At 70.7% G+C, this 24910-nt stretch carries 32 protein-coding genes; 18 read left to right on the top strand and 14 right to left on the bottom strand.

The genetic code is table 11. The features are described 5' to 3' along the window. Positions 1-31: 31 nt before the first annotated feature. Complete coding sequence (locus QSK32_RS42880; protein ID WP_285475259.1) at positions 32-502, bottom strand: hypothetical protein; 471 nt, start codon at positions 500-502, stop codon at positions 32-34. A 211-nt stretch (positions 503-713) separates the two neighbouring features. On the opposite strand from QSK32_RS42880, the gene QSK32_RS42875 reads away from it, so the two are divergent. The 17 genes from QSK32_RS42875 (at position 714) to QSK32_RS42795 (ending at position 10067) form a co-directional block, all read left to right on the top strand. Next, a complete protein-coding gene (locus QSK32_RS42875) occupies positions 714-1079 on the top strand; it encodes a hypothetical protein (RefSeq protein WP_285475258.1) in 366 nt (121 codons plus the stop codon). Between the two features lie 67 nt (positions 1080-1146). After that, positions 1147-1467 (top strand): hypothetical protein, encoded by a 321-nt coding sequence (locus QSK32_RS42870; protein WP_285475257.1) that lies wholly within the window; start codon positions 1147-1149, stop codon positions 1465-1467. After that, positions 1464-1913 carry an Lsr2 family DNA-binding protein gene (locus QSK32_RS42865; protein WP_285475256.1) on the top strand — a complete coding sequence of 150 codons (450 nt, stop codon included), beginning with the start codon at positions 1464-1466 and terminating at the stop codon, positions 1911-1913. The genes QSK32_RS42870 and QSK32_RS42865 overlap by 4 nt, the downstream gene beginning before the upstream one ends. Before the next feature lie 143 nt (positions 1914-2056). Next, positions 2057-2884, top strand: a complete 828-nt coding sequence (locus QSK32_RS42860) for a hypothetical protein (RefSeq protein ID WP_285475255.1) — start codon at positions 2057-2059, stop codon at positions 2882-2884. Beyond that, positions 2881-3282 carry a hypothetical protein gene (locus tag QSK32_RS42855; protein WP_285475254.1) on the top strand — a complete coding sequence of 134 codons (402 nt, stop codon included), beginning with the start codon at positions 2881-2883 and terminating at the stop codon, positions 3280-3282. The genes QSK32_RS42860 and QSK32_RS42855 overlap by 4 nt, the downstream gene beginning before the upstream one ends. Further along, positions 3279-3728 carry a hypothetical protein gene (locus QSK32_RS42850; protein WP_285475253.1) on the top strand — a complete coding sequence of 150 codons (450 nt, stop codon included), beginning with the start codon at positions 3279-3281 and terminating at the stop codon, positions 3726-3728. The genes QSK32_RS42855 and QSK32_RS42850 overlap by 4 nt, the downstream gene beginning before the upstream one ends. Then, positions 3725-4228, top strand: coding sequence for a hypothetical protein (locus QSK32_RS42845; RefSeq protein WP_285475252.1), 504 nt, complete (start codon positions 3725-3727; stop codon positions 4226-4228). Before QSK32_RS42850 ends, QSK32_RS42845 begins: the two co-directional genes overlap by 4 nt. Then, entirely contained in the window at positions 4225-4395 is a 171-nt protein-coding gene (locus QSK32_RS42840; protein WP_285475251.1) for a hypothetical protein, read from the top strand. The genes QSK32_RS42845 and QSK32_RS42840 overlap by 4 nt, the downstream gene beginning before the upstream one ends. Then, positions 4395-4769 (top strand): hypothetical protein, encoded by a 375-nt coding sequence (locus tag QSK32_RS42835; protein ID WP_285475250.1) that lies wholly within the window; start codon positions 4395-4397, stop codon positions 4767-4769. Before QSK32_RS42840 ends, QSK32_RS42835 begins: the two co-directional genes overlap by 1 nt. A gap of 21 nt (positions 4770-4790) precedes the next feature. Further along, positions 4791-5807: a TerD family protein gene (locus QSK32_RS42830; RefSeq protein ID WP_285475249.1), complete on the top strand. Its 1017-nt coding sequence runs from the start codon at positions 4791-4793 to the stop codon at positions 5805-5807. 100 nt (positions 5808-5907) lie between these two features. Continuing rightward, positions 5908-6702: a VWA domain-containing protein gene (locus tag QSK32_RS42825; protein ID WP_285475248.1), complete on the top strand. Its 795-nt coding sequence runs from the start codon at positions 5908-5910 to the stop codon at positions 6700-6702. Further along, a complete protein-coding gene (locus QSK32_RS42820; RefSeq protein WP_285475247.1) occupies positions 6699-7283 on the top strand; it encodes a 3'-5' exonuclease in 585 nt (194 codons plus the stop codon). Before QSK32_RS42825 ends, QSK32_RS42820 begins: the two co-directional genes overlap by 4 nt. Next, the gene (locus QSK32_RS42815) at positions 7280-7594 is read left to right on the top strand and encodes a DUF7701 domain-containing protein (protein ID WP_285475246.1); all 315 of its coding nucleotides are present in this window, start codon (positions 7280-7282) and stop codon (positions 7592-7594) included. The genes QSK32_RS42820 and QSK32_RS42815 overlap by 4 nt, the downstream gene beginning before the upstream one ends. Further along, positions 7591-7845, top strand: coding sequence for a hypothetical protein (locus QSK32_RS42810; protein WP_285475245.1), 255 nt, complete (start codon positions 7591-7593; stop codon positions 7843-7845). The genes QSK32_RS42815 and QSK32_RS42810 overlap by 4 nt, the downstream gene beginning before the upstream one ends. Then, positions 7842-8735 (top strand): hypothetical protein, encoded by an 894-nt coding sequence (locus tag QSK32_RS42805; protein ID WP_285475244.1) that lies wholly within the window; start codon positions 7842-7844, stop codon positions 8733-8735. The genes QSK32_RS42810 and QSK32_RS42805 overlap by 4 nt, the downstream gene beginning before the upstream one ends. Further along, entirely contained in the window at positions 8732-9217 is a 486-nt protein-coding gene (locus tag QSK32_RS42800; protein WP_285475243.1) for a hypothetical protein, read from the top strand. The genes QSK32_RS42805 and QSK32_RS42800 overlap by 4 nt, the downstream gene beginning before the upstream one ends. Before the next feature lie 103 nt (positions 9218-9320). Further along, positions 9321-10067: a hypothetical protein gene (locus tag QSK32_RS42795; RefSeq protein ID WP_285475242.1), complete on the top strand. Its 747-nt coding sequence runs from the start codon at positions 9321-9323 to the stop codon at positions 10065-10067. 1005 nt (positions 10068-11072) lie between these two features. Here QSK32_RS42795 and QSK32_RS42790 read toward each other — a convergent pair. Together QSK32_RS42790 and QSK32_RS42785 are read right to left on the bottom strand one after the other, a co-directional pair. Continuing rightward, positions 11073-11771: a peptidoglycan-binding domain-containing protein gene (locus QSK32_RS42790; protein ID WP_285475241.1), complete on the bottom strand. Its 699-nt coding sequence runs from the start codon at positions 11769-11771 to the stop codon at positions 11073-11075. Then, positions 11771-11947, bottom strand: coding sequence for a hypothetical protein (locus tag QSK32_RS42785; protein WP_285475240.1), 177 nt, complete (start codon positions 11945-11947; stop codon positions 11771-11773). The genes QSK32_RS42790 and QSK32_RS42785 overlap by 1 nt, the downstream gene beginning before the upstream one ends. Before the next feature lie 107 nt (positions 11948-12054). Between QSK32_RS42785 and QSK32_RS42780 the strand changes: the two genes are divergently transcribed. Further along, positions 12055-12618, top strand: a complete 564-nt coding sequence (locus QSK32_RS42780; RefSeq protein ID WP_285475239.1) for a hypothetical protein — start codon at positions 12055-12057, stop codon at positions 12616-12618. 12 nt (positions 12619-12630) lie between these two features. On the opposite strand, the gene QSK32_RS42775 is transcribed toward QSK32_RS42780, so the two are convergent. From QSK32_RS42775 to QSK32_RS42725, 11 genes are all read right to left on the bottom strand, one after another. Beyond that, positions 12631-14571 (bottom strand): hypothetical protein, encoded by a 1941-nt coding sequence (locus QSK32_RS42775; RefSeq protein ID WP_285475238.1) that lies wholly within the window; start codon positions 14569-14571, stop codon positions 12631-12633. 15 nt (positions 14572-14586) lie between these two features. Beyond that, positions 14587-15540 carry a hypothetical protein gene (locus tag QSK32_RS42770; protein ID WP_285475237.1) on the bottom strand — a complete coding sequence of 318 codons (954 nt, stop codon included), beginning with the start codon at positions 15538-15540 and terminating at the stop codon, positions 14587-14589. A 45-nt stretch (positions 15541-15585) separates the two neighbouring features. After that, on the bottom strand, positions 15586-16818 hold the full coding sequence (locus tag QSK32_RS42765; protein ID WP_285475236.1) for a siphovirus ReqiPepy6 Gp37-like family protein: 1233 nt from the start codon (positions 16816-16818) through the stop codon (positions 15586-15588). Then, positions 16818-17813 (bottom strand): phage tail family protein, encoded by a 996-nt coding sequence (locus QSK32_RS42760; protein ID WP_285475235.1) that lies wholly within the window; start codon positions 17811-17813, stop codon positions 16818-16820. The genes QSK32_RS42765 and QSK32_RS42760 overlap by 1 nt, the downstream gene beginning before the upstream one ends. Positions 17814-17853: 40 nt before the next feature. Beyond that, positions 17854-21972, bottom strand: a complete 4119-nt coding sequence (locus QSK32_RS42755; RefSeq protein WP_285475234.1) for a hypothetical protein — start codon at positions 21970-21972, stop codon at positions 17854-17856. A gap of 18 nt (positions 21973-21990) precedes the next feature. Next, positions 21991-22398: a hypothetical protein gene (locus tag QSK32_RS42750; protein ID WP_285475233.1), complete on the bottom strand. Its 408-nt coding sequence runs from the start codon at positions 22396-22398 to the stop codon at positions 21991-21993. A gap of 38 nt (positions 22399-22436) precedes the next feature. Then, on the bottom strand, positions 22437-23060 hold the full coding sequence (locus QSK32_RS42745; RefSeq protein ID WP_285475232.1) for a hypothetical protein: 624 nt from the start codon (positions 23058-23060) through the stop codon (positions 22437-22439). A 206-nt stretch (positions 23061-23266) separates the two neighbouring features. Then, positions 23267-23770 (bottom strand): phage tail tube protein, encoded by a 504-nt coding sequence (locus tag QSK32_RS42740; RefSeq protein ID WP_285475231.1) that lies wholly within the window; start codon positions 23768-23770, stop codon positions 23267-23269. Then, positions 23767-24060 carry a hypothetical protein gene (locus QSK32_RS42735; RefSeq protein WP_285475230.1) on the bottom strand — a complete coding sequence of 98 codons (294 nt, stop codon included), beginning with the start codon at positions 24058-24060 and terminating at the stop codon, positions 23767-23769. The genes QSK32_RS42740 and QSK32_RS42735 overlap by 4 nt, the downstream gene beginning before the upstream one ends. 14 nt (positions 24061-24074) lie before the next feature. Beyond that, positions 24075-24524: a hypothetical protein gene (locus tag QSK32_RS42730; RefSeq protein ID WP_285475229.1), complete on the bottom strand. Its 450-nt coding sequence runs from the start codon at positions 24522-24524 to the stop codon at positions 24075-24077. Continuing rightward, complete coding sequence (locus tag QSK32_RS42725; protein WP_285475228.1) at positions 24511-24909, bottom strand: HK97-gp10 family putative phage morphogenesis protein; 399 nt, start codon at positions 24907-24909, stop codon at positions 24511-24513. The genes QSK32_RS42730 and QSK32_RS42725 overlap by 14 nt, the downstream gene beginning before the upstream one ends. Between the last annotated feature and the right edge of the window lies 1 nt (position 24910).

Below are 24910 nucleotides of genomic sequence, written 5' to 3'. Positions count from 1 at the left end.
CCTCGGCCATGGCCGTGGCGGCGCCGGGCGGTCACTGCGGTGCCCCGTCGGCGAGCGCGGCGTCGAGCAGCTGCACGGTCCGCTGGGCGGCGACGAGCCGGGCCGCGACCACGACCGGGTCCTCCTCGACGCGGCGCAGCATCCCGCCGGGCCCGGGGACCAGGGTGGTGACACCGGTCCGGGCGCCGTGGCGGTCGACGGTCTGCTGGGCTTCGGCGCGCAGGTCGGCCAGGGCGGCGCGGGTGTGGAAACTCCAGGCGCGGGCGGCGGCGAGGCTGAGGTGGTCGCGGCCGATGCCGAGTGGCTTGTACAGGGCGGTCCAGGGGGTGGAGCCGCCGTCGTCGCGGATGTAGTGCCACTGGTGGTCGGCGCTGGTGGCCTCCCACGTCTCCAGGCCGGTCAGCCCGGCCTCGGTCTGGCGTGGGGCCTTGACGGTCAGTGCGGGGTCCAGGGGGGTCAGCGTGCTGCGAAGTCGCGCCGGCCTGGCGGTGGTGGTGGGCATCCGGTGTCCTTCCGGGATGTCGTTCGGCCCGGTGTCCGGCCGGGCCGAACACCACGCTACCGGAAATGCTGAATCACGACATCTCTTGTTGCGTGACTCTTTTGGGTCGAATACCGTTCCTCTCATCGCCGCAGCACATCGGGCCGGACACCCGACCACCAGCGGCCTCCAGAGACAAGATCCCTATCGCAGCAGGGAGCACCCGATCACCATGCGCACCATCAGCGACACCGCCGCCCGCGCCGCCCTCAAGGCCATCCTGCGCGGCACCCTCGTCGTCCTCCTCGGACGCGACGCCGCCATGGGCACCATCCAGGCCTACGCCCGCAACCACTGGGGCGACCTCGTCCGCTCCGCCACCGCCGACACCCGCGGCCGCATCACCCACCGCACCATCGGCACCCGCCTCAACGCCGCCGGCTGCTCCCAGGTCCGCGACTGGTGCCTACGCAACAACCACCCGATCCCCGACCTGATCGCCAAGACCACCCCACAGCCGACCCCACGCCAGTCGATTACTCGGCAGGCCGACCCGCTCGCCCTCATCGGCGCAGGCACCGCCCCCGACCTGTTCTAACCAACCCGCGCCGTAGGCCCACACCAGGGCCTACGGCACCCCACGGCCCGGCCACCCGGAGGACCCGGTGTACCTGTTCCCGACCGACTCCCACGGACACCCGCTCCTCGACGAGCGCACCGCCACCCCCGTGCGCTGCGACGGCTGCAACACCGCGCTCACCGCCCAGCCCGGACCGGCCCAGCGCCGCCTCATCCCCTCCCCGTACTCCGAGGCCCTCTACCGTCAGCCTCCCGGCGAACTGTTCTACGTCGCCTGCACCCGCGGCGTCCTGTGCCTCGACCTGGCCGAACTCGCCGACGAGCTCCACTACCGCCACGGCTGCCCGCTCCCCGCCTGCTGGTGCCGCGCCATCACCCGCCCCACCGGCGCCAAGGCCGTCCGGTGACCGACGCCATCGACGCGATCGCCGCGGACCTCACCCTCCAAGAAGCCAAAATCCTCGCCCACTTCGCCGCCGGCGAAGACCTCCGCACCATCGCCGTCGCCGTCCGCGCCACCACCACCGACGTCCACACCGCCATCACCAGGCACACGTCCGGCAACCGCAACAAAGCCACCAACATCGTCACCGCCTGGCGCATCCGCGAACTCCTCCACGAAGAAGCCCGCCTACTGCGCCACCGCCTCGCCGAAATCGACCAGAAGCTCAACACCGCCCGCCCCGCCCGCACCCCGAAACGCAACAGCCTCCCCGCCAACATCTCCGCCACCGCAGCCGAGGCACCCAAGATCCGCGCCTGGGCCGCCGGCCGCGGCATCTACTGCCCCGCCCGAGGCCGCATCCCCTACCGCGTCATCTTCCAATACCGCCAGCACAACACCCAGACCTAGAAAGACCACCGACCATGCGCCTCACCCTGGCCCTCTACGCCACCCACGCCGCCGCGATCGCCGCCTCCGGCCTGTTCGTCTTCGCCGCCGCCGACGCCTGGCTCGCCCTCACCCACTGACCGCCACACCGGAAGGAACCACCCGTGACCCGCGCACCCGACGACATCGACACCACCCGCGTCCTCATCCTCCAAGGCGTCAACCAGGAGACCGGCCACCTCGACGAGCAGCAGATCACCGAGGTCCTCCACGACCTCGCCGCCGACTTCCAGACTCTCGACCGTCACCTGCTCGCCGGCGGGAACCTGCCCACCGCCTGGCAGAACGCCCGCCCCAACAACGAGACCGCCCTCGACCGCATCCGCGACCTGCTCCCACCGCTGGCCGGCGCACCGGTCGATGGCACCCTCGCCATCGTCGAGCACACCGGCGGCCACAAGAACCACGTCGACAGCACCCGCGTCTACGTCCGCTCCGACCTCACCGAGGAAAGCGCCCGCGTTTTCGGCTGGGCCTGGCCCCTGCCGGGCCTCTCCGATAACGGCGCCTGGTGGGAGATCGGCGCCGACGACGGCACCGGGCCGCGCACCTGGGACGAACTGAACTGGCTCGACGACCCGCCCTGCGACCGCGGCACCGTCAACATCACCCTCTACGCCCCCACCAGCACGATCGCCCAGGTCCTCGACGACCGCCCCGGCCCGCAGCCCGAGACCGCTGCCGGCCACCCGGCCGCGCAGCCCGACCTCCCCGTCGACGACGCCGTCGAGACGTACGCGCTCAAAGCCGTCCTCTCCGGAGCCGAGGGCACCCTCGAGGACGACCTCAACGAGGACGGCGCGGTCACCGACACCCAGCACGAACAGGCCGTCGACCTCGGATACGCCCTGCTCCACGCGATCCGCGACCACGCCGACCTCCTGCTCGCCACCGCCCGCCAGCACCTCGAGGCCGGGAACACCACCCGATGACCGGCACCGTCTCCACCGTCCTCGCCCGGCTCCGCAAGGCGGTCACCATCAAGGCCGTCAACCTCGACCCGCAGAAGACCGACGCACTGGTCACCGAGGTCAAAACCAGCGTCCAGGCGATCATCAACCGCCTGCACGACGGCCCGGAACCCCCCACCCAGACCCCGCCCACGCCGCCACCGGACCTCACCGCGGTGCTCGCCTGGGCCCGCAACGAATACAAGCTCAACCTGATCGCCGCCCGCTGCACCACCAGCAGGTTCATGTACGCGATCTGCAACGGCCGCCTCGAGGGCATCCGCCAGGTCACGAACCAGCTCACCACCACCGCCGGCCTCACGCCGGTCGACTGGGAACAGATCAAACGTGACGTTCCCGCCGACGGGATGTACCGGTGACCGCCACCGGCCCGATCAGGTTCGGGATCGCCGTCGACCAGCGCACCCCCGCCCACGTCCACTTCCGGCTGTTCGCCGCCACCGGCGGCCAGCACCTCGGCTGCGCCGGCGTCCTCGCCCTGGGCGCCGCCGAGTACGACGCCTTCCGTACCGCGCTCGGCCCGCTGCTCACCGACCGGCCCGACCCGCCGCCCGCCCTGGACCACACCCGGACCGTCCACGGCTTCTACCTGGTCCGCGACCCAGCCACCGGCCGCACCGTCACCTACGACGCCATGGCCGAGAAACTCGACGCGAGCTGGCTGCCCGCCACCGACCGCCGCACCAGCGCCAGCGCGACCTGGATCGCCGCCGGGATCCTCGACCAACACGGCGAACCCGCCCTCTGGGCCCACCTCGAAGGCCTCTTCCACCAGCTCACCGAGAAGGACACCACCCAGCCGTGACCGACACCCACACCCAGCACGGCCCCGACCAGACCCCCGCCGGCGAGGTCCACGCCGCCGCGAAACTGCTGCGCGTCCACGCCGAACGCGCCACCCCCGGCCCGTGGAACGCCTCCCCGGTCTGGTCACCTCGGTCCCACGTCACCAGCGCGGTCTACGCCGAGGCGCACCCGCCCGGCAGCGAGGTCATCGGGGCCACGCTCAGCAACAACGTCGTCGGCCCCACCAAGAAATATGGAGGCTGCTGGCGCCCGCAGGACGCCGAGTACATCGCCCTGATGGACCCGACCGTCGCCGCAGCCCTGGCCGAGATGCTCGACCACGTCGGCGACGACATGCACGACAACGACGCATACGAGAAGTCCCACCCGGGCGGCGTGTTCGTCCACGACCGCTTCGACGACGCCCGGCACGACTGGACCGCCGCGCTCGCTCTGGCCCGCACACTCATCCCCGCCCCGGTCACCACCGCCAGCGGCACCGAGGACGGCGCCCCGTGACCAACGGCCACGACACCGCCCCGGACCGGCAACCCCAGGGCCACCCGGACGACGACCAGAACCCGACCGCCGCGCAGCCTGTCCCGGACGCCGCACCCGACGACGAGCCGTACGAGTCGATGGGCGACATGATCCAACGCTGGCGCGGCCCGCTCGGCGGCGGCTGATGCCCCACACCGACGACCACGGCTACGCGCTCATCGCCACGCTCGGGCCGATGCTCCCGCTCCCGCTCGTCACCGCGATCATGCGCGTCATCGCCGACGCCGCCGAAGCGACCGGCTGCCGCAAGACCGGCATCGGCGACGGCCTGGAGATCAAGGCGATCCTGCCCGCACCCGGCACCCGTACCGAACTCCACGCCATCACGATCGGCCCCAGCGGCTGGCACCCGCAGATGTACGCCTGGACCTGCTCCTGCCTCACCGAAGCGACCAGCTCCTACGGCGACCCCGGCGGCGCGTTCACCGACGCGCTCGCCCACATCCCGGACGGCGACACCTGGACCGCCCACCCGACCAAACCCCGCACCACCAACTGACAAGAAAAGGGGGGCCAGGCCGTGGTCACCCGCTGGACACCCGCCCACCGCGCCGACCTCGGCCTCACCCCCACCGACCTGCCAGCCCACACGATCACCGTCACCAACCGCACCTGGCACCTGCTCCACCAGTACCTGACCGCCAGCGGCGCCCGTGCCACCGACCACCTCGCCGGCCGCGACCAGTACATCCCCGCCCAGCTCGCCAACCACTGGGGCGCAGTCCTGTCCGCCACCGACCCCGGCGACTGGCTGCTGGTCGGCCGGTGGAACGGCCACGCCGTCGTCACCGCCGGACTCACCCACGCCACCAATGCCCACGGGTTCGCCGACACCCACGAACTGACCCCGCTCGCCGGAACCCCGCTGCACACCTGGCTCCAGCAGACGGGCCTGCACCTCGCGACCACCCCGACCGGGCTGGTCATCACCGCCACACCACACCAGGAGAACCGCATGTCCGTGAACCTGTCCAAAGGCGGCAAAGTCGACCTCACCAAACAGGCCGGCGGCACCCTCGCCATCGCCCGCATCGGCCTCGGCTGGGACGTCCGCCGCACCACCGGCGAACCCTACGACCTCGACTCCTCCCTCATCGCCCTCGGCACCGACAGCATGAGCGTCGGCGCCGACTGGTTCGTCTTCTACAACAACCCGGCCTCCCCGCACGGCCTGATCAAGCACCACGGCGACAACCTCACCGGTGCCGGCCAAGGCGACGACGAGCAGATCCTCGTCAACCTCGACCAGCTCCCCGCCCACATCCACGAACTGGTCGTCGCCGTCACCATCCACGAAGCCCGCGCCCGCGGCGGCCAGAACTTCGGCCTCGTCGAGAACGCCTACATCCGGATCCTCGACGAGGCCACCGGCACCGAACTGGCCCGCTACGACCTCACCGAAGACACGGGCCAGGGCGTCAACTCCCTGGTCTTCGGCAAGCTCTACCGCCGCGGCACCTCCTGGAGCTTCCGGGCCATCGGCGACGGCTTCACCGAGGAACTGGCGTGCCTCGTCAGCGCCTACCAGATCCGCTGACCTTCGGACAGCCCACCGGGGCCGGGCCGGTTCGACAGCCCGAACCGGCCCCCGCCCCGGACACCCCGTCCTTCCCGCACCACCAGCAGAAAGGCCCGCCATGGGACTGCTCGACCGCCTCAAACACCTCACCACCAGCGCCGGCACCAGCCCGCTCACGCCCGCCCACACCGTCACCCTGATCAAGGACCGCGCCGGGACCCCCGCCGTCGACCTCACCAAACTCCGCCGCGACGGCCACATCGACCTCGCCAAACGCGCCGACACAGCCGGCATCGCCCTGCAGAAACGCGGCCTCGCCGGCATCCGCGCCCAGGTCGTCCTCGTCCTCGACCACTCCGCCAGCATGCACACCGACTACCGGCACGGCCACGTCCAGACCCTCGTCGAACGCGTCCTCGCCTTCGCCATGCAGGTCGACGTCGACGGCCTCGTCCCCGTCATCCCCTTCGACACCCACGTCCGCCCGGACGTCGCCACCACCGTCCACACCTACCCCGGCGTCGTCGACCGCGAGATCTGGCACCCCCAGGGCATGGGCTCCACCAACCTCACCGCAGCCCTGCACACCGTCCAGACCCTCGCCGCCGACACCGACCAGCCGCTACTCGCCGCGATCGTCACCGACGGCGACCCCAACAACAAACAGACCGCCACCCGCGCCGTCGCCGAACTCTCCCGCTACCCCGTCTTCCTCAAAATCCTGGCCATCCGAGACGTCCCCTACCTCGCCCAGCTCGACGACATGCGCGCCGACCTGCGCCTGGTCGACAACGTCGACACCAAGACCTTCCCCCAGCCCGCCACCATCACCGACCTGCAGTTCGCCGACGCCATGGCCGACGAATGGCCCACCTGGATCACCGCAGCGACCCGCGCCGGCGTACTCGCATGACCCGCCCCCTCGTCTTCCTCGACACCGAAACGACCAGCCTGGGCCCGGACCGCCGACCCTGGGAGATCGCAGCCATCCTCCGGGAACCGGACGGCACCGACACCGAGTACTGCTGGTTCGTCGACCCACGCGACCTCGACCTCGGCAACGCCGACCCCGCCAGCCTCCAGTTCGGCCGGTACTACGACCGCCACTCCGCATACACCCCCTACGACCCCAACCGCCACGCCACCCGGGTCCGCCGGGAAACCGACGTCCTCCACCTGCTCGAAGGCCTGACCCGCGGCGCCACCCTCCTCGGCTCCAACCCCGCCTTCGACGCCGACATGCTCGCCACCCGCATGCGCGCCAACGGCATCTGCCCCTCCTGGCACTACCGCCTCGAGGACGTGCCGACCATGGCGAAGGGCTGGCTCTACGGCACCGGACGCCCGCTGCCCGAACCGGCCAAGTCCGACCAGATCTCCCTCGCCTGCGGCGTCGACCCGCAACGCTACGACCGGCACACCGCCCTCGGCGACTGCCGCTGGATCCGCGACCTCTACGACACCATCACCCGGAAGGACCGGCCCACCGCATGAACACCAGCACTCAGACCGCCACCACGCCGACCGGACTCAACTACGTCCAGCAGATCACCCGCGACCTCACCACCCAGCTTCCCGACTGCGACACCCACCTCATCGGCTTCTACGCCCTGCTCGCCCTCACCCACGGCCAGGACACCACCCTCGAACACGTCCACGACGCCTGGGCACTCTGGCGCATCAGCACCCGGCCCGACCACCCCGACCTCATCCTGTTCGACCAGCTCACTCCCGAGGTCCAGGAACTCGACCGGCCGTATATGCAGGCCATCCACCAGGCCGCGGCCCGGGTAGCCGCGGCATGAGCCGGCACACCGTGCCCGCCGACACCGACGGCATCGAAATCATCGTCGGCTGGGACGTCCCGCAGGCCACCTTCTTCGCCCAGGCCTGGGACCGCCGCCGCCTCGCCGACGACCCAGCCGCCGAGCTCGTGTGGATCGGCACCGAATACCGCGAGATCCAGGACCCGCAGACCGTCCTCGACGCGATCAAGCCTTGGGCCACCATCCCGGAGGGCCTCGCCGACACGCTCTACCAGGAGGCGCACGCGTGACCGACAGCATCACCCCGCCGATCCCGGCATCGTGCGCCAGCCGCCCCGTCGTGGGCGGCCTGGCCGCACCGTTCGTCAACATCCGCCTCGCCGACGGCGGCGTCGACTTCCGCACACCCCACCAGCCCACCTATGAACGCTGCTGGGTCGAGGGCCTCTGCCAGACCTGCGGCCAGCCGGCCGGCCCGCTCGTCGTCCTCTTCGGCGGCCCCCGCCAACTCGAATCCGGGCGCTTCGACGAACCGCCGCTCTGCCCGCCCTGCGCCGTCTACGCCTCCCGCGCCTGCCCGATGGTCGCCGGCCGCATGCCGCACTACGCCGACCGGCAGCGCCTCGCCGAAGGCCGCCGCGGCCACGTCTGCCCGGACGCCGGCTGCACGTGCGGCGGGTTCCGCGAATCCGACCCGGACGCGTACGACGCCTCCGGCGAGCCCGCCCACGACTGGTACGCCGTCTACGTCCGCGCCGGGGCCTGGCAGCTCACCGGCAACGACGTCGAGGTCCCCTGCTCGGACCGGGGGTGCCTGCACAAGCGCCTGCTGATCAACGGCTGCCAGCTCACCGAGGAACCCCGCAAGGTCGTCCTGGTCTCCACCCAGGACCGCGGACGCGTCTGGGAACGCGTCCACCAAGCCACGCCCGCCGGTGAGCACGTCAACTGCCCGCACGACCCGGAAGGCGCCGACGGCAACCCGTTCGCCACCACGGTCTGCGCACCGCTTCCCGCGGACGTGCGTACCGAGGTCGTGGATCTCACCGAGACGAAACTGGCCGGCCTCCAGGGCGAAGACCCGGCACGCCTCGCCGGCACCCTGCGCCGCCTCACCGACCGGGTCCAGGAACCCGGCCACAGCATCAGCGGCTACAACCCGCAGCGGCCCGGCCATTGACCTGGACCGGGAAGAAGACCTGCCCCTGCGCGCGGCCGCGGTACTCCTCGGAGACCGCCGCCGCGCGCCAGGCCGCCGCCGAGAACCGCCGGTGCGACCCGGTCGTCACCGCGTACCGGTGCGAGGGCTCCCGGGCCTGGCACCTCACCGGCCGCGGTTTCCAGCCCACCGCCCTGCGATCGGCCGCCCGCCGGCTGGCCCACCGCCTGGTCGCCCACCCGGCCGGTGTGCTCCTGGACGACTTCCGCGCCACCACGCTCGGCCAGCGGCCCGGCAGCAAGCCGTGGAAGAGCACCTGGCGCACCGCGAACCGGCTCGTCGCCCTGGGCGCCGCGGCCTACGCCCCGGACGTCCTCGAGGGCGAGACCCAGCCGAGGCTGCTGCTCGCCGACGACCGGGCAGCACGACGGATCGTGCAGATCGGCCTGGACGCCTACATCGAAGAGACCAGCCGGCCCGCCCTCGAGGCGGCACCGGGGTGAGGCCCGCCGTCCGTGAGCTTCTCGCGCCGCGGCCGCCGCCACCCCGGCCCTGCCCCGATCAGACTTCGCAGCGCCCGACCTCCAGAAGAGGACCAGACCCGCCATGCCCCAGCAGCCCGCCCTCGAGGCCATCGCCGCGCGGATGGACGACACCGACCGGACCATCCTGGAAATGTTCTCCGCCGGCAAACGTGTCCGTGCGATCGCCGCCGACATCGCCGCGGACCTGCACACCGTCACCGAGGTCATCAGTGAGCTGGCGTCGAACGAGCGTGACCTCGCCGCCCGCCTCGTCGCGATCTTCGACCAGCGGCACCCGCGCCCCACCGCGCCCCCGGTACCCGAGCTGCGTCCCACCCCGCCCCCGGCACCCGGGCCGGGCGCCGACGAGCCGCAGGAACCGGCCGCCGAGGACACGGCCGGCACGGGCCTCGCACTCATCACCCGCGGCCCGGTGCAGGCCGCGCCCAGCACGGCCGCCGGTCCCGGGGAGCGGGCCGAGACCGCGATCAGTACCGCGTACGCCGAACTCGCCGCTCTCGCCGGGCCCCGCCAGCCGCTGCCCGAGGTCTCCAACCTCGACCAGCTTCTGGCTGCCGCCGTCGAGTCCGGCGACACCGGCCTGGCCGCGCTGGCCGGAAACATCACCACGATGCTCGCCCGGATCCGGTCCTACTACGACCGCGAGCAGCACGCCCGCCGGGTTCGTGGGCTGATCGCCGAGCACCGGGCCGCGATCGACATGCTCTTGGAGGACCTCGACGCGCTCGGGCCGGACGCCGACGGCCCGTTCCCCATGGCCGCTGTGGCGGCGTTGCCCGGGCTTGCCCCGCGGACACCTCACTCCTGAGGGTGGCCTCCACTCGGATTCACCTTTCCGGGGTGATGTCGGGTGATGTCGCGGGGATGGCACACCCGCGTCGCCGAGCGGGACAGCCCGTACCGGCCCTGACCGCGGGACCGGCATGCACCTGCATGCCGGGCCCGCCGTCTCCGGGGGCGGGCAGCGGCACTGACCTGCGCGGCAACGACGAAAACAGGGGCGAAGGTCTCTACCCGGGCCGCGCGCCTACCGGCGCGTACGGTCCTGGGTAGAGGCCTTCGCCCCTGCTCTGAAAACGCTCTCTGTGGTACGCCAGGCCCGGAAACCGGCACCCGTACCGCGTGAATGATCTAAACCGGGCCATAACGCCCCGCCTTACGGGGCGTTATGGTACCCAAGAGTGAGATCCGGATAGAGACCACCGAACGGCAGCTCGGCGTCTCATCTCCGCGATCTCATATGTGCAGGTCAGGACACCTGAAATATGTACCGTCCACGGTCTGCGCACGCCCCTGGGGAAGCGTTTCACCCCGGTGAAACCACCCTCAGGGCGAGATGTAACGCACCGTTGACGGACCTGCTGACGACTTGCTCTGATCAGCGCAGAAGCCCTGCGCCGTGAAAGCTTGTCCACCGCGGACCGTGCCGCCGCGCGCCGATGGGGACACTGCCTTGCCCGCAGTGCCCCCACCGACGGTGCAGACGGCGTAGTGCCGGCCGCAGTAGCGATCCGGTGGGGACGGGGCGGTGATCGTTTGCCGCGTACGCTGCCTCGTCCCTGCCGGCTCGCCACCCCTTTTACAAGGCAAGCCGCGGGAGACCCAGCCGATATCCACGGCCATGGGTCCATCGTGTCCGGATGTGATCCGGTCCGTGCCATTGTGCCTGAGATAGCCGCGAAAGACACCGTTTGCGACCGATCTAATGCTACGGACGTACGAGTTACGCCATTCCGGCCGCCGGGGCGGCTGGAATGACCAACGCCCCGCCTCAATTCCAGTGACGCTCAGGTAATCAGCAAAGCACCCACGGTTATTTCAATGTGACCGAACGGCCGAGCATCGACGCCCACGTCCGCGCCCCCACCCGGCCATCCACGACAAGGCGGTGCCGGCCCTGCCACCACCGCACCCCCGACTCCGTCTTCACCCCGAACACCCCGTCCGGCTTCCCCGCCATCGCACCGATCTTCTTCTGCAGCCACAGCACATCCGCACCCCGCACCGGCGGCCGCCGCAACCGCAGCAGCCGCTCGCCTTCCCGCCACACCTTCGCAGGCGCCTGCAACAGCGCCACCGCCGCCAGGAGATCCGCCTTCGCCCCGCGGGCCTCGAAATGCATGTCGTCCGGCCGCGTGAAGTCCATCCCGGCCCGGATCAGCCGCTTCCCCTGGTACGAGTACTTGTCCTGCAGGTCCCGGATCGTCGCCCGCTGCGACGGGCTGAACGTGTTCTTCGCGCCCATCGCGTGCTCCGGAGCGTTCAGATCCATCGCCCCGCCCCAGGCGTGCTCCGACCAAACGTTCGTGCCCGCGATCTTCCGCGGGTTATGACCCCAGCACCAGCCTTCGACCAGCGGCTCCACCTCGCGGTGGAAGTCCCCGGCGAACCCGAGCAGCAGCGCCGCGACCTCCCGCCGCAGCGGCAGCACCACTGTGGTGGTGGGCACCTTGAAGTTGCCGATCTTGCTGGAGCCCCACGGCTCCACCGACCACCCCGACACCGTCGCCATCAGGACCCACCCCCGCCCGGCTGCACGACCACGGCCTGGTCCGCCGCGTCGTCGTGCCCGCCCGGGCACGCCGTCAGATCCTCCGGCGGCATCGCCACCGTGCCGGCCACCTCCTCCATGCCCACCGGCGCGAGTTCCGCCAATGGCTCGTCCTGCTGCTCGTTCGGCTGGCCCACGCCGCCTCCTTCTCCCGGAATGCGCAAGGGCCGCGCCCTCGAGGACGCGGCCCTTCTGAACACGCTGTGGTACCGGCGCGCCCGCTGCCGCCGGTACGCTCGGCCTCGTGCAGCCCCAAGACGACGACGCCCTGACAGCGTGCGCCTTCTCCGTCTACACCAGCCGTATGGGCGGCGAGCCACTCGTCGTGGAGATCTACGACGGCGACGGGCCGCCGCGGCGTTCCACCGTGGTACCCGCCGGCGAGACCCGATGGCGGGCCACCGGCACGCCAGGGCAGATGTTCGCCGGCCCAGCGCACGACATCCCACAGCCCATCCCCGGATCACGGGCGGTGGACGCCTGCCCCGTCACCGGATGCCCGTGGGAATACGAGCTGGCCAGCCCACAATTTGAGGACCGCGACGGCCGCACCGTCGTGGTAGTGCCGCCGCCGGCCTGCGCCGACCCGGCCACCCGCGCCGCTGGAGTGCTCGCCGCCCAGCAGGTCCTCACCGGACCGGCGGCTGCCAACTTCGAGGCGGTGAGCCGGCAGATCATGGAGGCGACCAACGCGCAACACGACGCGGTACTGCGCGCGCACCTTCTCGCCCACCCGCACCGCAATCTCCAGGCGACGTTCGGAGACCGGCTCGACGCGGTGCTCCAGGTGCTGAACCCGCCAGCCTGAGCCGCTCGCAGGTCAGGTCAGGTTCTTGGAGCTGTTGAGCACGTACCACTTCGCGTTCGAGGCGACATAGACGAACTCGAACAGGTCTCGGCGGCTGGCGGTGGTCGTGAGCGTGTTGGCGTGGGTCGTGGAGAAGACGAACGCCGCGTTCCACGTGACGGCCCGCGACCCCGTCGCGTCCTGGATCAGCTCGACGATCAGGCGTTGGCCGTCCGCCGGGTTGGTCGGCGCCGCCAGGGTGGTGGCGCCGGTGAGAACCAGACGCTGGTACGACCCGGCGTTGCAGTCGATCGTCACCGTCGCCGCGTACGTCAGCAGCTTCGTCTTGCCGATCAGCGCCGCTCGCCCGGCCCGCAACGCGGCCGCGACCGTGCCCGGCCCGTCCAGCACGATGTCCTTCAGTACCAGGGTCTCGACCACATCGCCGTTGACCGTGGACCCGGTGTCCGCGTAGATCGCGCACGGGCCGAAGACGTTCGGGTGGTAGCTGTTGTCGTCGTCGACGAGCGTTACCGTCGCCGCCGGCTCGACGTAGGCGAGCCCGCACATGACCTGGGAGAAGTAGCCGTCGAGGTCTGCGAGGACCGCGCCGTTACGCAGGGTCACGTGGACCATGTCGACCACGCAGTCCCGCGACGACGACCCGAGCGACACGGTCGTCAGGAACTGCTCGGCGTTCGAGTCGATGACCCGGATGTGGCTGCTGCCGCCGTCGAACTTCCACATCGTCGTTCCGGTGTTCGCCGGCTGCGCGATCCCGAAACACGCGATGAACGTCATCTGGTTGCAGCTGCCCGCAGGGGAGCTGATGTTGTACGCGGTCCCGCCGTTCCCGATGATCTCCACGAAGCAGCGGGAGAACACCGCGTCACCGCAGTTGAACGTCGCGCTCTCGTTCAGCACCCGGATCCCGTTGAGGACCCCGGCGACCTCGATGTTCGTGACCGTGAACCGGAACCCCGACCCGAGCGACATCGCCCAGCCCGTGTGCGACCCGGACACGAACGGCCCCTTGATCGCGACACGCTCGATCGTGCCGTGCCAGAACGACCGCTCACCCGCACCGACCGCGACCGGCTTCGTCGCGTAGATCCCGTGCGTGGCCCCCGCGATCGACAACGTCAGGTCCGACACCACCGGGCACACCGCGTCCCCGAGCTGGATACCCGCCAGGATCCCGGACGTCACGTGCAACACCGTGTTGTACGTACCCGACCCGCGCAGGATCTTCGTGGTTTCGGTGTCCACGTCGTTGACCCCGAGCAGCTGCACCGGCGCCGCGATGTAGTAGTCGCCCGGCGACAGCATCACCGGCAGCCCCAGCACGTTGTTCAGCGCCGTGTTGATCTGAACGTCGTCGGCCACCCCGTCGCAGAAGTAGTTCGCGCCGGCGAACCCGGTCGGGGCGTTGACCGCGGCGACCCACAGCACCCCGGTCGGCGACGCCGTGCCCCCGCCACCGCCGCCGGACGGCGTCGCCCACCGCATCCCCGCGCCCTGGCTGGAGTCGGCGGTCAGCACCTGCCCGTTCGTTCCGACACCCAGCCGCTGCAGCGCCCCCGACCCCGACGCGGCGAGGAGATCGCCCTTGGCCGTGGCCAGGGCGTGCAGCACGGCGTCGCCGACCCGGCCCGCGATGTCGTTCGCGAACATCAGCTTCCGGGGGCCGCCGTCCGCGGACGCCCACATCATGGACACGCCCTCGGGCCCGTAGAACTGGGCGATGTCACCGGCGGCGTACGCGCCGTTCGAGCCGTCCTGCGACACGACGCTCGTGATCGGGGTCGTCCCGTCGACGTCCTCGGCCAGGTCGGTGTACTGCGTCCCCCCGGTCCGCGCGCTGAAGAACTGGATCACCGCGCCGGAACCGACCGACACGACACCACCGGTGTCGGCCTCGAACACGTAGTCGGCGATTCCCGCGCCGAACGGGTGCCGCACAGTGTCAGCCATGAATGTCTCTTCCCGTCAGGCGGTGGCGGCGAGCCACGTGATGTTGCCGAAGACGAACGACCCCGAATCGATGCCGCCGCCCTGATACGTCGGGTCAGCCGTGATCACACCCGCCGTCGTGATCCGCAGATTCGACGAATGGTCCGGCCCGGTGCAGTGGTAGACGCCCTGCCACTCGGCCGCCGGCCGGTACGCGGCACCGAGCGTCGCGACCGTCGCGACCACCGTGTTCGCGATGTTCGACCCGGTCCGCTTGACCGCAACGGACGCGACGACCAGGTCCCCGGCCCGCACGACCTTCGTCGACCCGGACCAGCCGGACGGCGCGGGAACCTCGATGACCCCGGAATTCGACGCCAGCCTCATGTACGTGCCGCTGGTGGTCCCGATCCAGTGGATCCCGGTGTTCTGCTCCGTGAACACCACACCCGCCTCGACCGGCGGCCGGCCCAGGCTGAACCCGACGTACCCGGACCCGGAGATCCACCACGCCCGGTTCGTCACGTCCGCCGCCGCGATCGTCGTGGCACCCGCAGCAACCTTGATCTCGGCCAGGGGGATGTCCCACACCCCGGTCCCGTCGACCGTGTCCTGCCGCACCGCCGACGGCACGATCGGCGTCGCCGCCGCCGTACCGGTGATCACCACCGGGGTGATCGAGAACGCCGCCCCGGCCGCCCGGTTCATCCGCAGCACGAGCAGGTCGATCCGCGGGTTCGACGTGGCGTTCGCGACGATCTGCGTGTTGTCCACGACCGTCTCGGAGATGTTGCGCCAGATCATGCCCCGGATCAGGGCCCGCACCCCCGACCGGATCTTCACCTGCCTGCCGGACGAATCGGCGTACACCGGTGTCGTCCCGGTGAACCCGATCAGCCCCGACAGCCGCGCGCCGGCCAGCTGCTCCAGTTCCGGCATGGTGACCGCACGGTTGTTGTGTCCGGTGTTCGGGTACGACTCGTACGCCACCCGGCCACCTCCTTCGTCCTCGGTGGTCGGGTAGTGAAGTCGTGTTTAGAGGGCGCCCTGCAGCCGGCCGATCGTCCGCCACAGCTTGCGGATCTCCGCGGCCTTCGCGTCGGCGAGCAGGTCGTTGTCGGTGCCGACGATCGGCTCGACAACCTCGCCCCGGTCCGGCGTCACCGTGATGTCCGCCCCCAGCACCAGCGCGGACACGAACGGCCCGCCGCCGTACGGCTGCACCGACACCTGCGCCCCGAGCGGGTAGTCGAAGCCGTACCGCAGCTGCGGCGTCTCGATCACCCGCGCGCTGAACCGCGTCTGCGGGCCCTGCTCCTTGAGCGCCTCGTCACCGGCCTGGTCCAGCTCGCCGGCGTTCGCCGCCCCGCGGGCGTCGACGAACACCTCACGCCGCGCCCACCCGCTGCTGTGCGCGCCGGTGTTGATCCGTTCCTTGATGACCCGGCCGATCCCGGCGGTCGCGTCACCGACGACAGCCACCGTCGCGGTCGGCGCCGACGCCGCGTAGGTCAACTCGCGGATGTTGCCCATCGGCCGGCTGAACACCACGCTGGCGGTCAGGTCCTGCGGCTTGAACACCTGGAACTGCATGCCCGACGACGTCTGCACGATCCGGTACCCCAGCCCCGCCCCACCGGCCAGCCGCGACACCTCCCGCAGCGCGTCCGACAGGATCGTGTCGCGGGTGAACGACGCGGACACCGTCACCCCGGGCAGCAGGCTCGCGCCGGCCGCCATCGTCAGCCCGGTCAACCTGCGCGCGGCCAGGGCACCCGGGCCGAGGTTGAGGTTGGCGAGGGCGTACATCGCGGTCTCCGGGTTTACCGCGGCGATCGCGTACTTCGCGGACGTCTGCGCGGTCGCGGCCTGCGCCGGGTTCGGGTACACCAGGCGGTAGCCGCACCACACCCGGTCGTCGGTGCACTTGACCTTGACCGTGCCGTACCCGTCCGTCCCGTCGGTTTCGATGTTGTAGGCATTCTCCGGCGCCTCGATCGGCCCGGAAAACTCCACCGCCACCTGCCCCGACGGCTCGTCCGTGCGCCGTACGACCAGGCGGGCGTCCGGCGTTTGCACCGCCGACAGGATCCACGGCACCGCGCTGACCTGCAGCTCGCCGAACCCCGCCTCGTTGTGCCTGGGCTTGAGCTCGATCCGGCTGTGGCCGGGCGTGTTGGTCACCGGGTCGGCGTGACCGATCGGATCCGTCAGGATCGTGGTGCCCGCCGCGTTGGTGATCAGCACCTCGTACCGCGACCGGCCCATCAGGCAGTCTCGAATTTCTCGTGGAACTGCGCCGTGATCGCCGTGCCGTCAGTGCCGCCCGGCACCGTCGGCGCCGCGGCACCGGACGCGGAGAACTGGATCTGTGTCTGCGACCGGGCGTCGACCCGCCACGGAATCCCACCGGCCAGCAGGTTCAACGCGCTGATGGCCTGGACACCGCCCGGGCCACGGACCTGGATCGGCCGGGTCGACATCGTCAGCACCTGCCCGGCCGTCAGCGTGTACGTCAGCACGAACGTCTCACCGCGGGTGACGTTGGTCGCCGTCAGCGAGGAGAGCGGCCCACGGATCGTCCACGTCGGCCACGCGTCCGCCACCCCACTGTTGGACAGCGTCGCCTCACCGAGCACCTGCCCGCTGCTGATGGCCGGGTAGGTCGGGGTGATGAAATCCGCCCCGGTCTCCTGCGACCACGTCTTCGACACCGGCTCGACGCCCTGCCAGTACCCGTCCGGGCACAACAGCGTGATACTCGGGGTGGCCTGCCGCCACGCACCGTCTTCCGGCTCCTGCTCCAGCCCGGACCGGTACCGCGCGATGATCTCCCTCGAGGTGCCGTCCGGCCGGATCAGCAACAACCTGCCCGGGCCGAGCCTCTTGGTCTGGGTGAACAAGTCGGTCACGTACCGCCACCGCTCCAGGAACTGCAGGTGCGTGTCCCCGCGGATCCGCAGCGGCCACACGATCGTCCGTTCCCGGACCCGCTCGGACTCCACCGTCACACCACCGTCGGCGGCCGGCGCGGTCACCTGGTCCAGGGGGACCGCACCCAGCCCAGACACGGACTTCAAGCTGAACAGGTCGGAGCCGGGCGGGTTCAGCTGCAGGTCCGTCCCGTCGGGGGCCAGCCACCACGGCTCGTAGAACCCGATCGGCTCGATGACGGGAACGAACCCACCACCGCCGCCTTCGCCGGCACCGCCGTCACCGGGATCCGGATTGCCACCGGACTGGGCACCCCTGGACAGAGGCATACCGTGCGCCCCCTTCTCTCAGCTGCTGCAGGACAGGGGACTAGCGGGGCCGGCCGACCCGGGCACGGGCGTCCATCTCCCGCTGATACGTCGCCAGTTCCGCCGGCGTCGGGTTGTAGCTGAGCGGCGTGACTGACAGATGCGTCGAGTAGTCGTACGACGCCGACGACGCCGGACGTCCGTACGCCACCCGCCCGCCGTACCAGCCCGCCGCGACGTTGAGCAGGTCCCGGCCCCGTTGCCGCGACCCGTTGCGCGGGATGAATGCCTCGCCGCCGGTGCCACGCTCGGCGAACCCGTACATGGTTGCGGCCCGTCCCATGAACAGCTGGGCTTTGTCCATCCGGGCCAGGCCCTGCGCGGCCATGTGGATGCCGCCCTCCCGGTTCGGGACCAGGGTGATCCGCCCGTACGTCTTGATCAGCGAGTCGATCGTGGCTTTCGGGTAGCCACTCGACGCGAGCATCTTGCGCAGCGCGGCGATCTGCTTGTCGTACTCGCCCGTCGCCGACTTCGCGGACTTGGTCTGCTCGTAGCGGGCCTGAGCCATCGCCGCAGCCGACTCCAAGAAGCTGATGATGTTGGACAGGTTCTCGCGGCCGTACTCGGTGCCGGTGTTCACCCCGACCTGGTTCAGCGACAGCTGGTCGCGCAGGTCGTCCATCCCGCCGAGCGTGGAGATCCACGCCTTCGCGAAGCCGATGTTGCCCAAGCTGTTCGTCGGCACCGGCGGCGGCTTCGGCGCCGCCTTCGGCACGTCGTACTCCGGCGGCTGCGCCAGCTTCATCAACGACTTGATCGTCGCCGAGTTGACCTTCTGCTGCTTCAACGTGGTCTTCAGACGGGCGATGTACTGGTCGTACACCGCGTTCGCCTTCTTCACGCTGCCCGTTTCCTCGAACTTCGTGTTCGCGGCCTCCTGCGCCGCCCGGATCCCGTCGAACAGAGCGGACCGGTTCTCCCGGCCCTTCGCCGTCGCCGTCGAGAACGACCGGCCGTTCGCCTTCAACTCCTTGTTCAGCGCGGCGATCGCGTTCTTCGCGTCCAGGGCGGCCTCGGCGTAGTCGAGCTTGGTCGCCTTCTGCCGCGTCTCCGTCGACGTGGTCGCGACCTCCTTCGGCGCCACATTCACCAGCCCGGACGCCGCGGCCAGGGTGACGCCGCCGAACCGCATCGGCATCATCCGCATCCCGTACCACTCGGCGGCCACACCCAGCAGCGCCCGGCCGCGGGCCCGGTTGATCCCCCGCCGTGGCAGGAACAACTCCCCGCCCGTCTCCGGCTCCGCCCACTGGTACCTCGTGCCCGGCGGGGCGATCATCGGCTGCAGCAGCCCACCCGCCGCAGCCGTCACCCCACCGCGCTGCCGCGGCACGTACGCGCCGCCGGCGGCGTTACCGATCGCCACCGTCGAGCCGCCCAAGTTGCTCAGGTTCTGCCGGACCTGCCGGATCGCCGCCAGGGCCTGCGTGTTGTTGACGTTGATGGAGGCTTGGCCGTCCGGCATCCCCTGCAGCTCTGCGACCAGGTTCTCCACCTTGCCGGTGGACCCGTCCACGCCCGGCGTCGACACCTTCGTCGACTTCGACCCCGGAATGCCCTGCACCGCCTGGGCCAGGTCGTACACCTTCCCGGTCGAGTCGACCAGGTTCTTGCCGTCCCACTTGAACGTCTTGCCCGGCGGCAGCCCAGCGATCCCGTGCGCCAGGTCCAGCACGTTCCCGGCCCCGTCGACCACACTGTCACCGTTGAACGTGAACGTCGTCCCCTTCGGGATCGACGCCAACCTCGCGTTCAGCGTGTTCGCCGCCTGCCCGGCCGCCTCGAGGGATGCCGGCATCTCCGCGTACTTGGCGATCAGCGCCTCGACCTTCGCCGGCGCGTACCCCTGCTCGAGCAGCGCCGCCCGCAGCCGCTGGATGTAGCCGTCGTAGACCTGCGCGGCCTTCTCCACCGACCCGGTCTCGTCCAGCTTCGCCTGCGCCGCCGCGGCCGCGCCCTCGACCATCGCGAACAACGCGGTCCGGTTGTCCCGGCCCTTCTTCGCGTTCGCGTCGAGCGTGCGGCCGTTCTTGTCCAAGGTCTCGTTCAGCGCGTCCAGGGACTCCTCGGCCGCGATCTGCGCCTTACCCCACGACAGCGCGCCGCCGTTGAGCTCGTTGAAGACGTCCAGCACCGACCGTGCCAGGGTGACCGTCTGTTCCAGCGGAGCGTTCAACAGCGCGGTCCGGGCGGCCAGGGCCGCGGTGCCGTCGCCGGCGCCGTGCGCGGCGGCCTGCATCTTCTGCAGTTCCGCCCACGTCCCGGGCAGCAGCTGCTGCATCTGCTCGATCGAGACGCCGGACCGGTTCATGACCTCGTTCCAGGCCCGGCCCGTGCCTTCGACGTCCTTGGTCGTCTGCGCGTACGACAGCAGCTGCGCGTCGAGCGCGGCGAAGTTCCCCTCGGCCTGCGCGAACGACGGGCTGCCGAACAGCTGGGCCAGGTCCCCGGTCAGCGGGATCGCCTTCTCCAGCCCGCCGAGCATGCCGGCGAACCAGCCGTCCGACGACGCCATCCACGCCTGGGTGTCCATCTCCCCCCAGCCGTAGCTGAAGGCCTCCTGCAGCTCGCCCGCGTACTTCCCGGTCTCGGCCAGCTGCTTCAGCGACGCGTCGAGGCCGGCGACGTTGGCCGCGTCGTTCTGGAACGCGTCGAACACCTGGTGCCCGAGCTCCAGGGCCAGGAACGCGCCCGCGGCCTTCCCCGCGCCCGCGGCCAGCCCGGTCAGGCCCCGACCTGCTGCGGCACCGGCCGCACCGTACCGGGTCAGCGCGGCAGCGCCTTTCGTGGCCGCGGCGGTGGTCACGGTCATCGCCGTGCCGATCTTGGCGACGCCGACGGCCAGAGCGACCGCGGCGAACAGCACCCCGCCGAGCGCATCGTTCAAGGTCAGCAGGATCCGCAGCAGGGTGGCCACGGTCTCCGACCCGGCGGCCAGGATCCCGAACAGCTGCGCGACCGACGCCGCCATCCCCGGATCGGCGACCGCGTCCCGCAGCACCGCGCCGATCGGCCCGAGGACGGCGCTCAGGCCTTCCCACGCGGTCGTCAGCGTGTGCACGATCCCCGCCACGTCCCCGGCAGCCTCACCGGAGGCCACGTAGGTGCGCAGGGACGCGCCGGCCTGACCGATCGCGTCGTTCGACGCCGCCGCCTCCTTGATCACCATGCCGGTGATCGCCAAGACGTCGTGGGTGATGTTCATCAACTCACGCGCAGCGTGCTGCCCGCTCTCGAAGAACGCCGCCAGGTCCCCACTGGCCCGGGCGCTCTCGACACCGGCGTTGAACTCGTCCAGCCAGCCCAGCAGCCCGTCCCCGACCGCCCGCGCCACCGGGTCCGCCGAGTTGATCAGCGTGGCGATCGACTTCGACGTCGGCCCGACCCGCGCCGTCACCCCGTCGAAGAAATGATCAGCCGACGCGGTGATCGCGTTGAACGCCCCCACGGCCTCCGGCGACGAGCTGGCCAAGGCGATCTCGGCGAACAACTCCGACCAGTCATCGGCGATCTTGTTGAGGCCGCCAGACACCTGCGGCAACGTCTGCGACACCAACAGATCCAGCCCGGCCGCGGTGCCCTTGAACGCCCGGCCCTGCAGATCCTGCTGCATCCCGACCATCGCCGGCCGCAACGCCGCATACTGCTCCACCAACTGCCGCGCCGACGGGGCCAGCTTCTTGAACGGGTCCTTCCCCGACAACTCATTGACCTTGCCGAGCGCGTCGCCGAGATTCCGCGACGCCACATACATGACGCCCATCCCGGACGCCGCACCCGCCAAGATCCCCGGCAGGGCTGCCGCACCCGTCGCCGTCGCCGCCAGCAACGGCGGCAACGCCTTCAACCCACCGCCCGCAGCACCCAGCGCCGCCACACCCGCACCCGCGAACAACAGGCCACGCCCCGCGGCCTGCCCCGAACGCTGGACCTGCTCCCCGGCCTTCTTCGCCTGGTCGCCGTACTTACCCAGCGCCTCACCGGCCTCACCAGCCGACGCCCCGACCTGCCGCTGCGACAACTGCAGCTGCTTGTTCGCCCCGATCGCCTGCGCAGCGCCCTGAACGTAGTCACGGACTGCCATTCGCAGCCGCACGGACACAGTACGAGACGACACGCGGCGCCCCTTTCATTCTCAGGGTGGGCGCCGCCGGCCAGGAGCCCGCGGAGTCTTCGGCACCAACTGCGTCGTATGGATCAGCCACGGCGACGCGTCTTCGTCGTCATCGCCACGCGGCGCGGCCCGCCGCTCCGACCGCGCGAGGACCTTGCAGGAGAAACACTCGGTGGGGTCCTCGGCCCGCCACGCCTGCGACGACCGCGGATCGTCCGGATCGGTGTCCGGATCAGCCGACTGCTCCAGGTGCTCACCACACCTGCGGCACAGCCCCGCCTCCCACATGTCCAGCGCGAGCATCAGGCTGCGTTCCCGGCCGTCCCATTCCGGCTCCGGCCGCATCGTCCAGGCCGCCGGCCGTCCCGCCTCGTCCCACGCGGTCACCGCGCAGATCGTCGCCGGCTCCCAGCCCTCGAACCGGCGCACGCTGACACCCAGCGTCCGGGCCACCTGGACCCGGCGCCTCAGCGCCGGTGACTCTCCAAGTCGCCGAGCGAGAAAGGGAGATCATGGTCCCGGCGGTTCACCTTCACGGCGGCCTCCGCCAGCCGTTCGAACTGCGCGTCGGAGATCCGCGCCCGCCCGGTCAGCAGCTTCTCCCACCGGGCATCGGTCATCTCCGGCTCCGCCAGCGACAACCGCACCAGCGCCGGAAAGAACGTGATCGAGTTGAACCCCTCCGAGTCATGCGGATGCAACCGCTTGGCGTCGGCGGGGTCCCGGCGCGGCGGGTGCGCCTGGATCAACTTGTTGTACTCCGCCCCGATGTTCGCCAGCGTGAACACCACGGTGAACCGGCGCATCTCCTGCTGCAGCCGATCCGCCTCCTCCTGCTCCGGATCCCGCACCTCCACCGGCACGCCCGGCGCCCGGGTCCCGAGCCGCCGGTCCGGATCGTCCGGATCCACCCTGCCGGCCACCCGGGCCGCAGCCGCCCGGTCGGCGGCACGCGCCCCGATCCGGGCGATGACCGCCTCGTACTGCTGGACCAGCCGGCCGTTCAGGCACAGCGGCACCTGGGCCTGCGACGGGGAACCCTCGTCGAGGATCTGATCGAACGTCAGCGGGGACTTGGGAAGAGCCGACATCGCGGGGAACTCGCCTTCTGCCCCCGGCTGCGCAGGGGGCGCACGGGGACAACCCAGACCCGGCAGCCTCACAACAGGGCGTACCAGGGCCGGACAGAAACGACAGGGACGTGCAGGTGCCGGGCCGTGCGGGGAGGTGCACGGCCCGGCACCTCTTCGCGCCACGTCCTCGGAACAACGCGGCGCAAGATCTGGCGAACCAGACGTCAGGTGGTGACGACCGCGTTACGGATGACCTCGCCAGTGACGAAACATTTCTGCGTGATCCGGTGCACGCTGTTCCGCGACGGGTTGTTGCGCCGCTGCACACCCAGGATCACCGGGAACACATCCACGATGTCGCCCGCAGCGAAAGCCTGGTCAGCGTCGATACCCCACCGCATGACCACGAAGCCCTTACGACCCGCGACCAGCTCCAGCTCGGCCTCGTTGTCCGCCGGGCTGTCCGGGTTGAACACGTACGTCCACTCCAGGGTGTCCGTCGAGTCGCCCGGCTGCTCGAACACCTTCTTCGAGCAGAGCCGCGGGTCCTCCACGTTACTCTCGGTGGTCTCGGTGTTGAGCGCGTTATCGCCCGCCAGGTAGCAGGACACATCCAGCGACCCCACCGCGCTGATCTCCGTCGGCGACGGCTCCTCGAGATCGGCGATCGTCGGCACGAAAACCACCGCGACCGTCCCGTTCGTGGTCACCGACATCGGCTGGCTCACTGGCCCGGCTCCTTCTTACTCGAACCCTTCGCCGAGCCGGTCTCACCGATCGCGGCGAGCTCGGCCACCGTCTTCGGGCTCCGGCCGACCTTCTTGAAATTGACCTCGTAGCCGGCCACCGGCTTCAGCCCGGCCTTGGGCAGCATCGACGCCGGATAGTCCGCCCGCGCCCCGGTGCTCTCGTCGGTGCACCAGACCCACGCCCTCGGGCCGTGGGCGGTCACCGACCCATCACTGTTGACCTGGACCGTCGCGCCCGGCGCGGTCGCAGGATTCCTCGTTCCGGCCAAGCCGTCACGCTCCTCTAGCTGGTCATGGGGGATGAATGCAGGGAAAACAGAACGGCGGACGTCCATACAGGACGTCCGCCGTCAGCGGGAACAGGATCAAGAACCGGTGGGCCACCCCCACCGTCATGCGCCACGTCACCGGGCCTGCGCCCGGGCAGCACCGGACGCCACCGGTGCAGCGCGAGGATCAGCCGGTCGACGCCGCCGATCACATCGGCACGGGCCAGGCCGGCGACCGTGACCGTCACCGTGGTGACCACCTCACCGCCCCACCCGGACAGCCGCTCCGCGTCACCGCCGAGCGGGCTACCGCCCGCGGTCCAGACCACCGCGTACGGGTATTCCGCCTGGTCGGGCACCTCGTCGAGGTACACCGTCAGCGCCGACCCCAGCACCGCGAGGCGGGTGGCGGCCAACTGGGCGAGCGCCTGGGCGTGCGCGACGGAAGGCTCAAGGTCGGGCACGGCCACCGCCTCCGTGCAGGCCGATCATCGAGATGGCCTCGGCCGCGGCGACGAAGTCCGGCTCGACCCGGTCCAGCGCCGGGCCGAGGTAGGACTGCGGGGCCATCCGGCGGGTCCCGTACTCGACGAAACCGGAATACTTCAGGTCCGAGCCGATGTCGGCGGTCATCGCCCCGAACCGGCCATCACCGTCGAACTCCGTGCTGATCGAGTTCTTCAGCGCACCGGTGTCGACCGGCGCGAACCCTTTCGCCAAGGCCTCCACCTGGAACCCGCACTTCTTCACCACCGCCGCACCGCGCTGGCCGATCGTCCCGGACGCCGACTCGATCTCCGCCGTGACCGTGTTCAGCTCCTCGATCCCCTCGAACCAGATCGTCGCCACC

The sequence above is a fragment of the Actinoplanes sp. NBRC 101535 genome (genome assembly GCF_030269225.1).
Lineage (GTDB): Bacteria > Actinomycetota > Actinomycetes > Mycobacteriales > Micromonosporaceae > Actinoplanes > Actinoplanes rectilineatus.
Note: the sequence above shows the minus strand (reverse complement) of the source record. Positions and strands in the feature narration are given on the sequence as shown.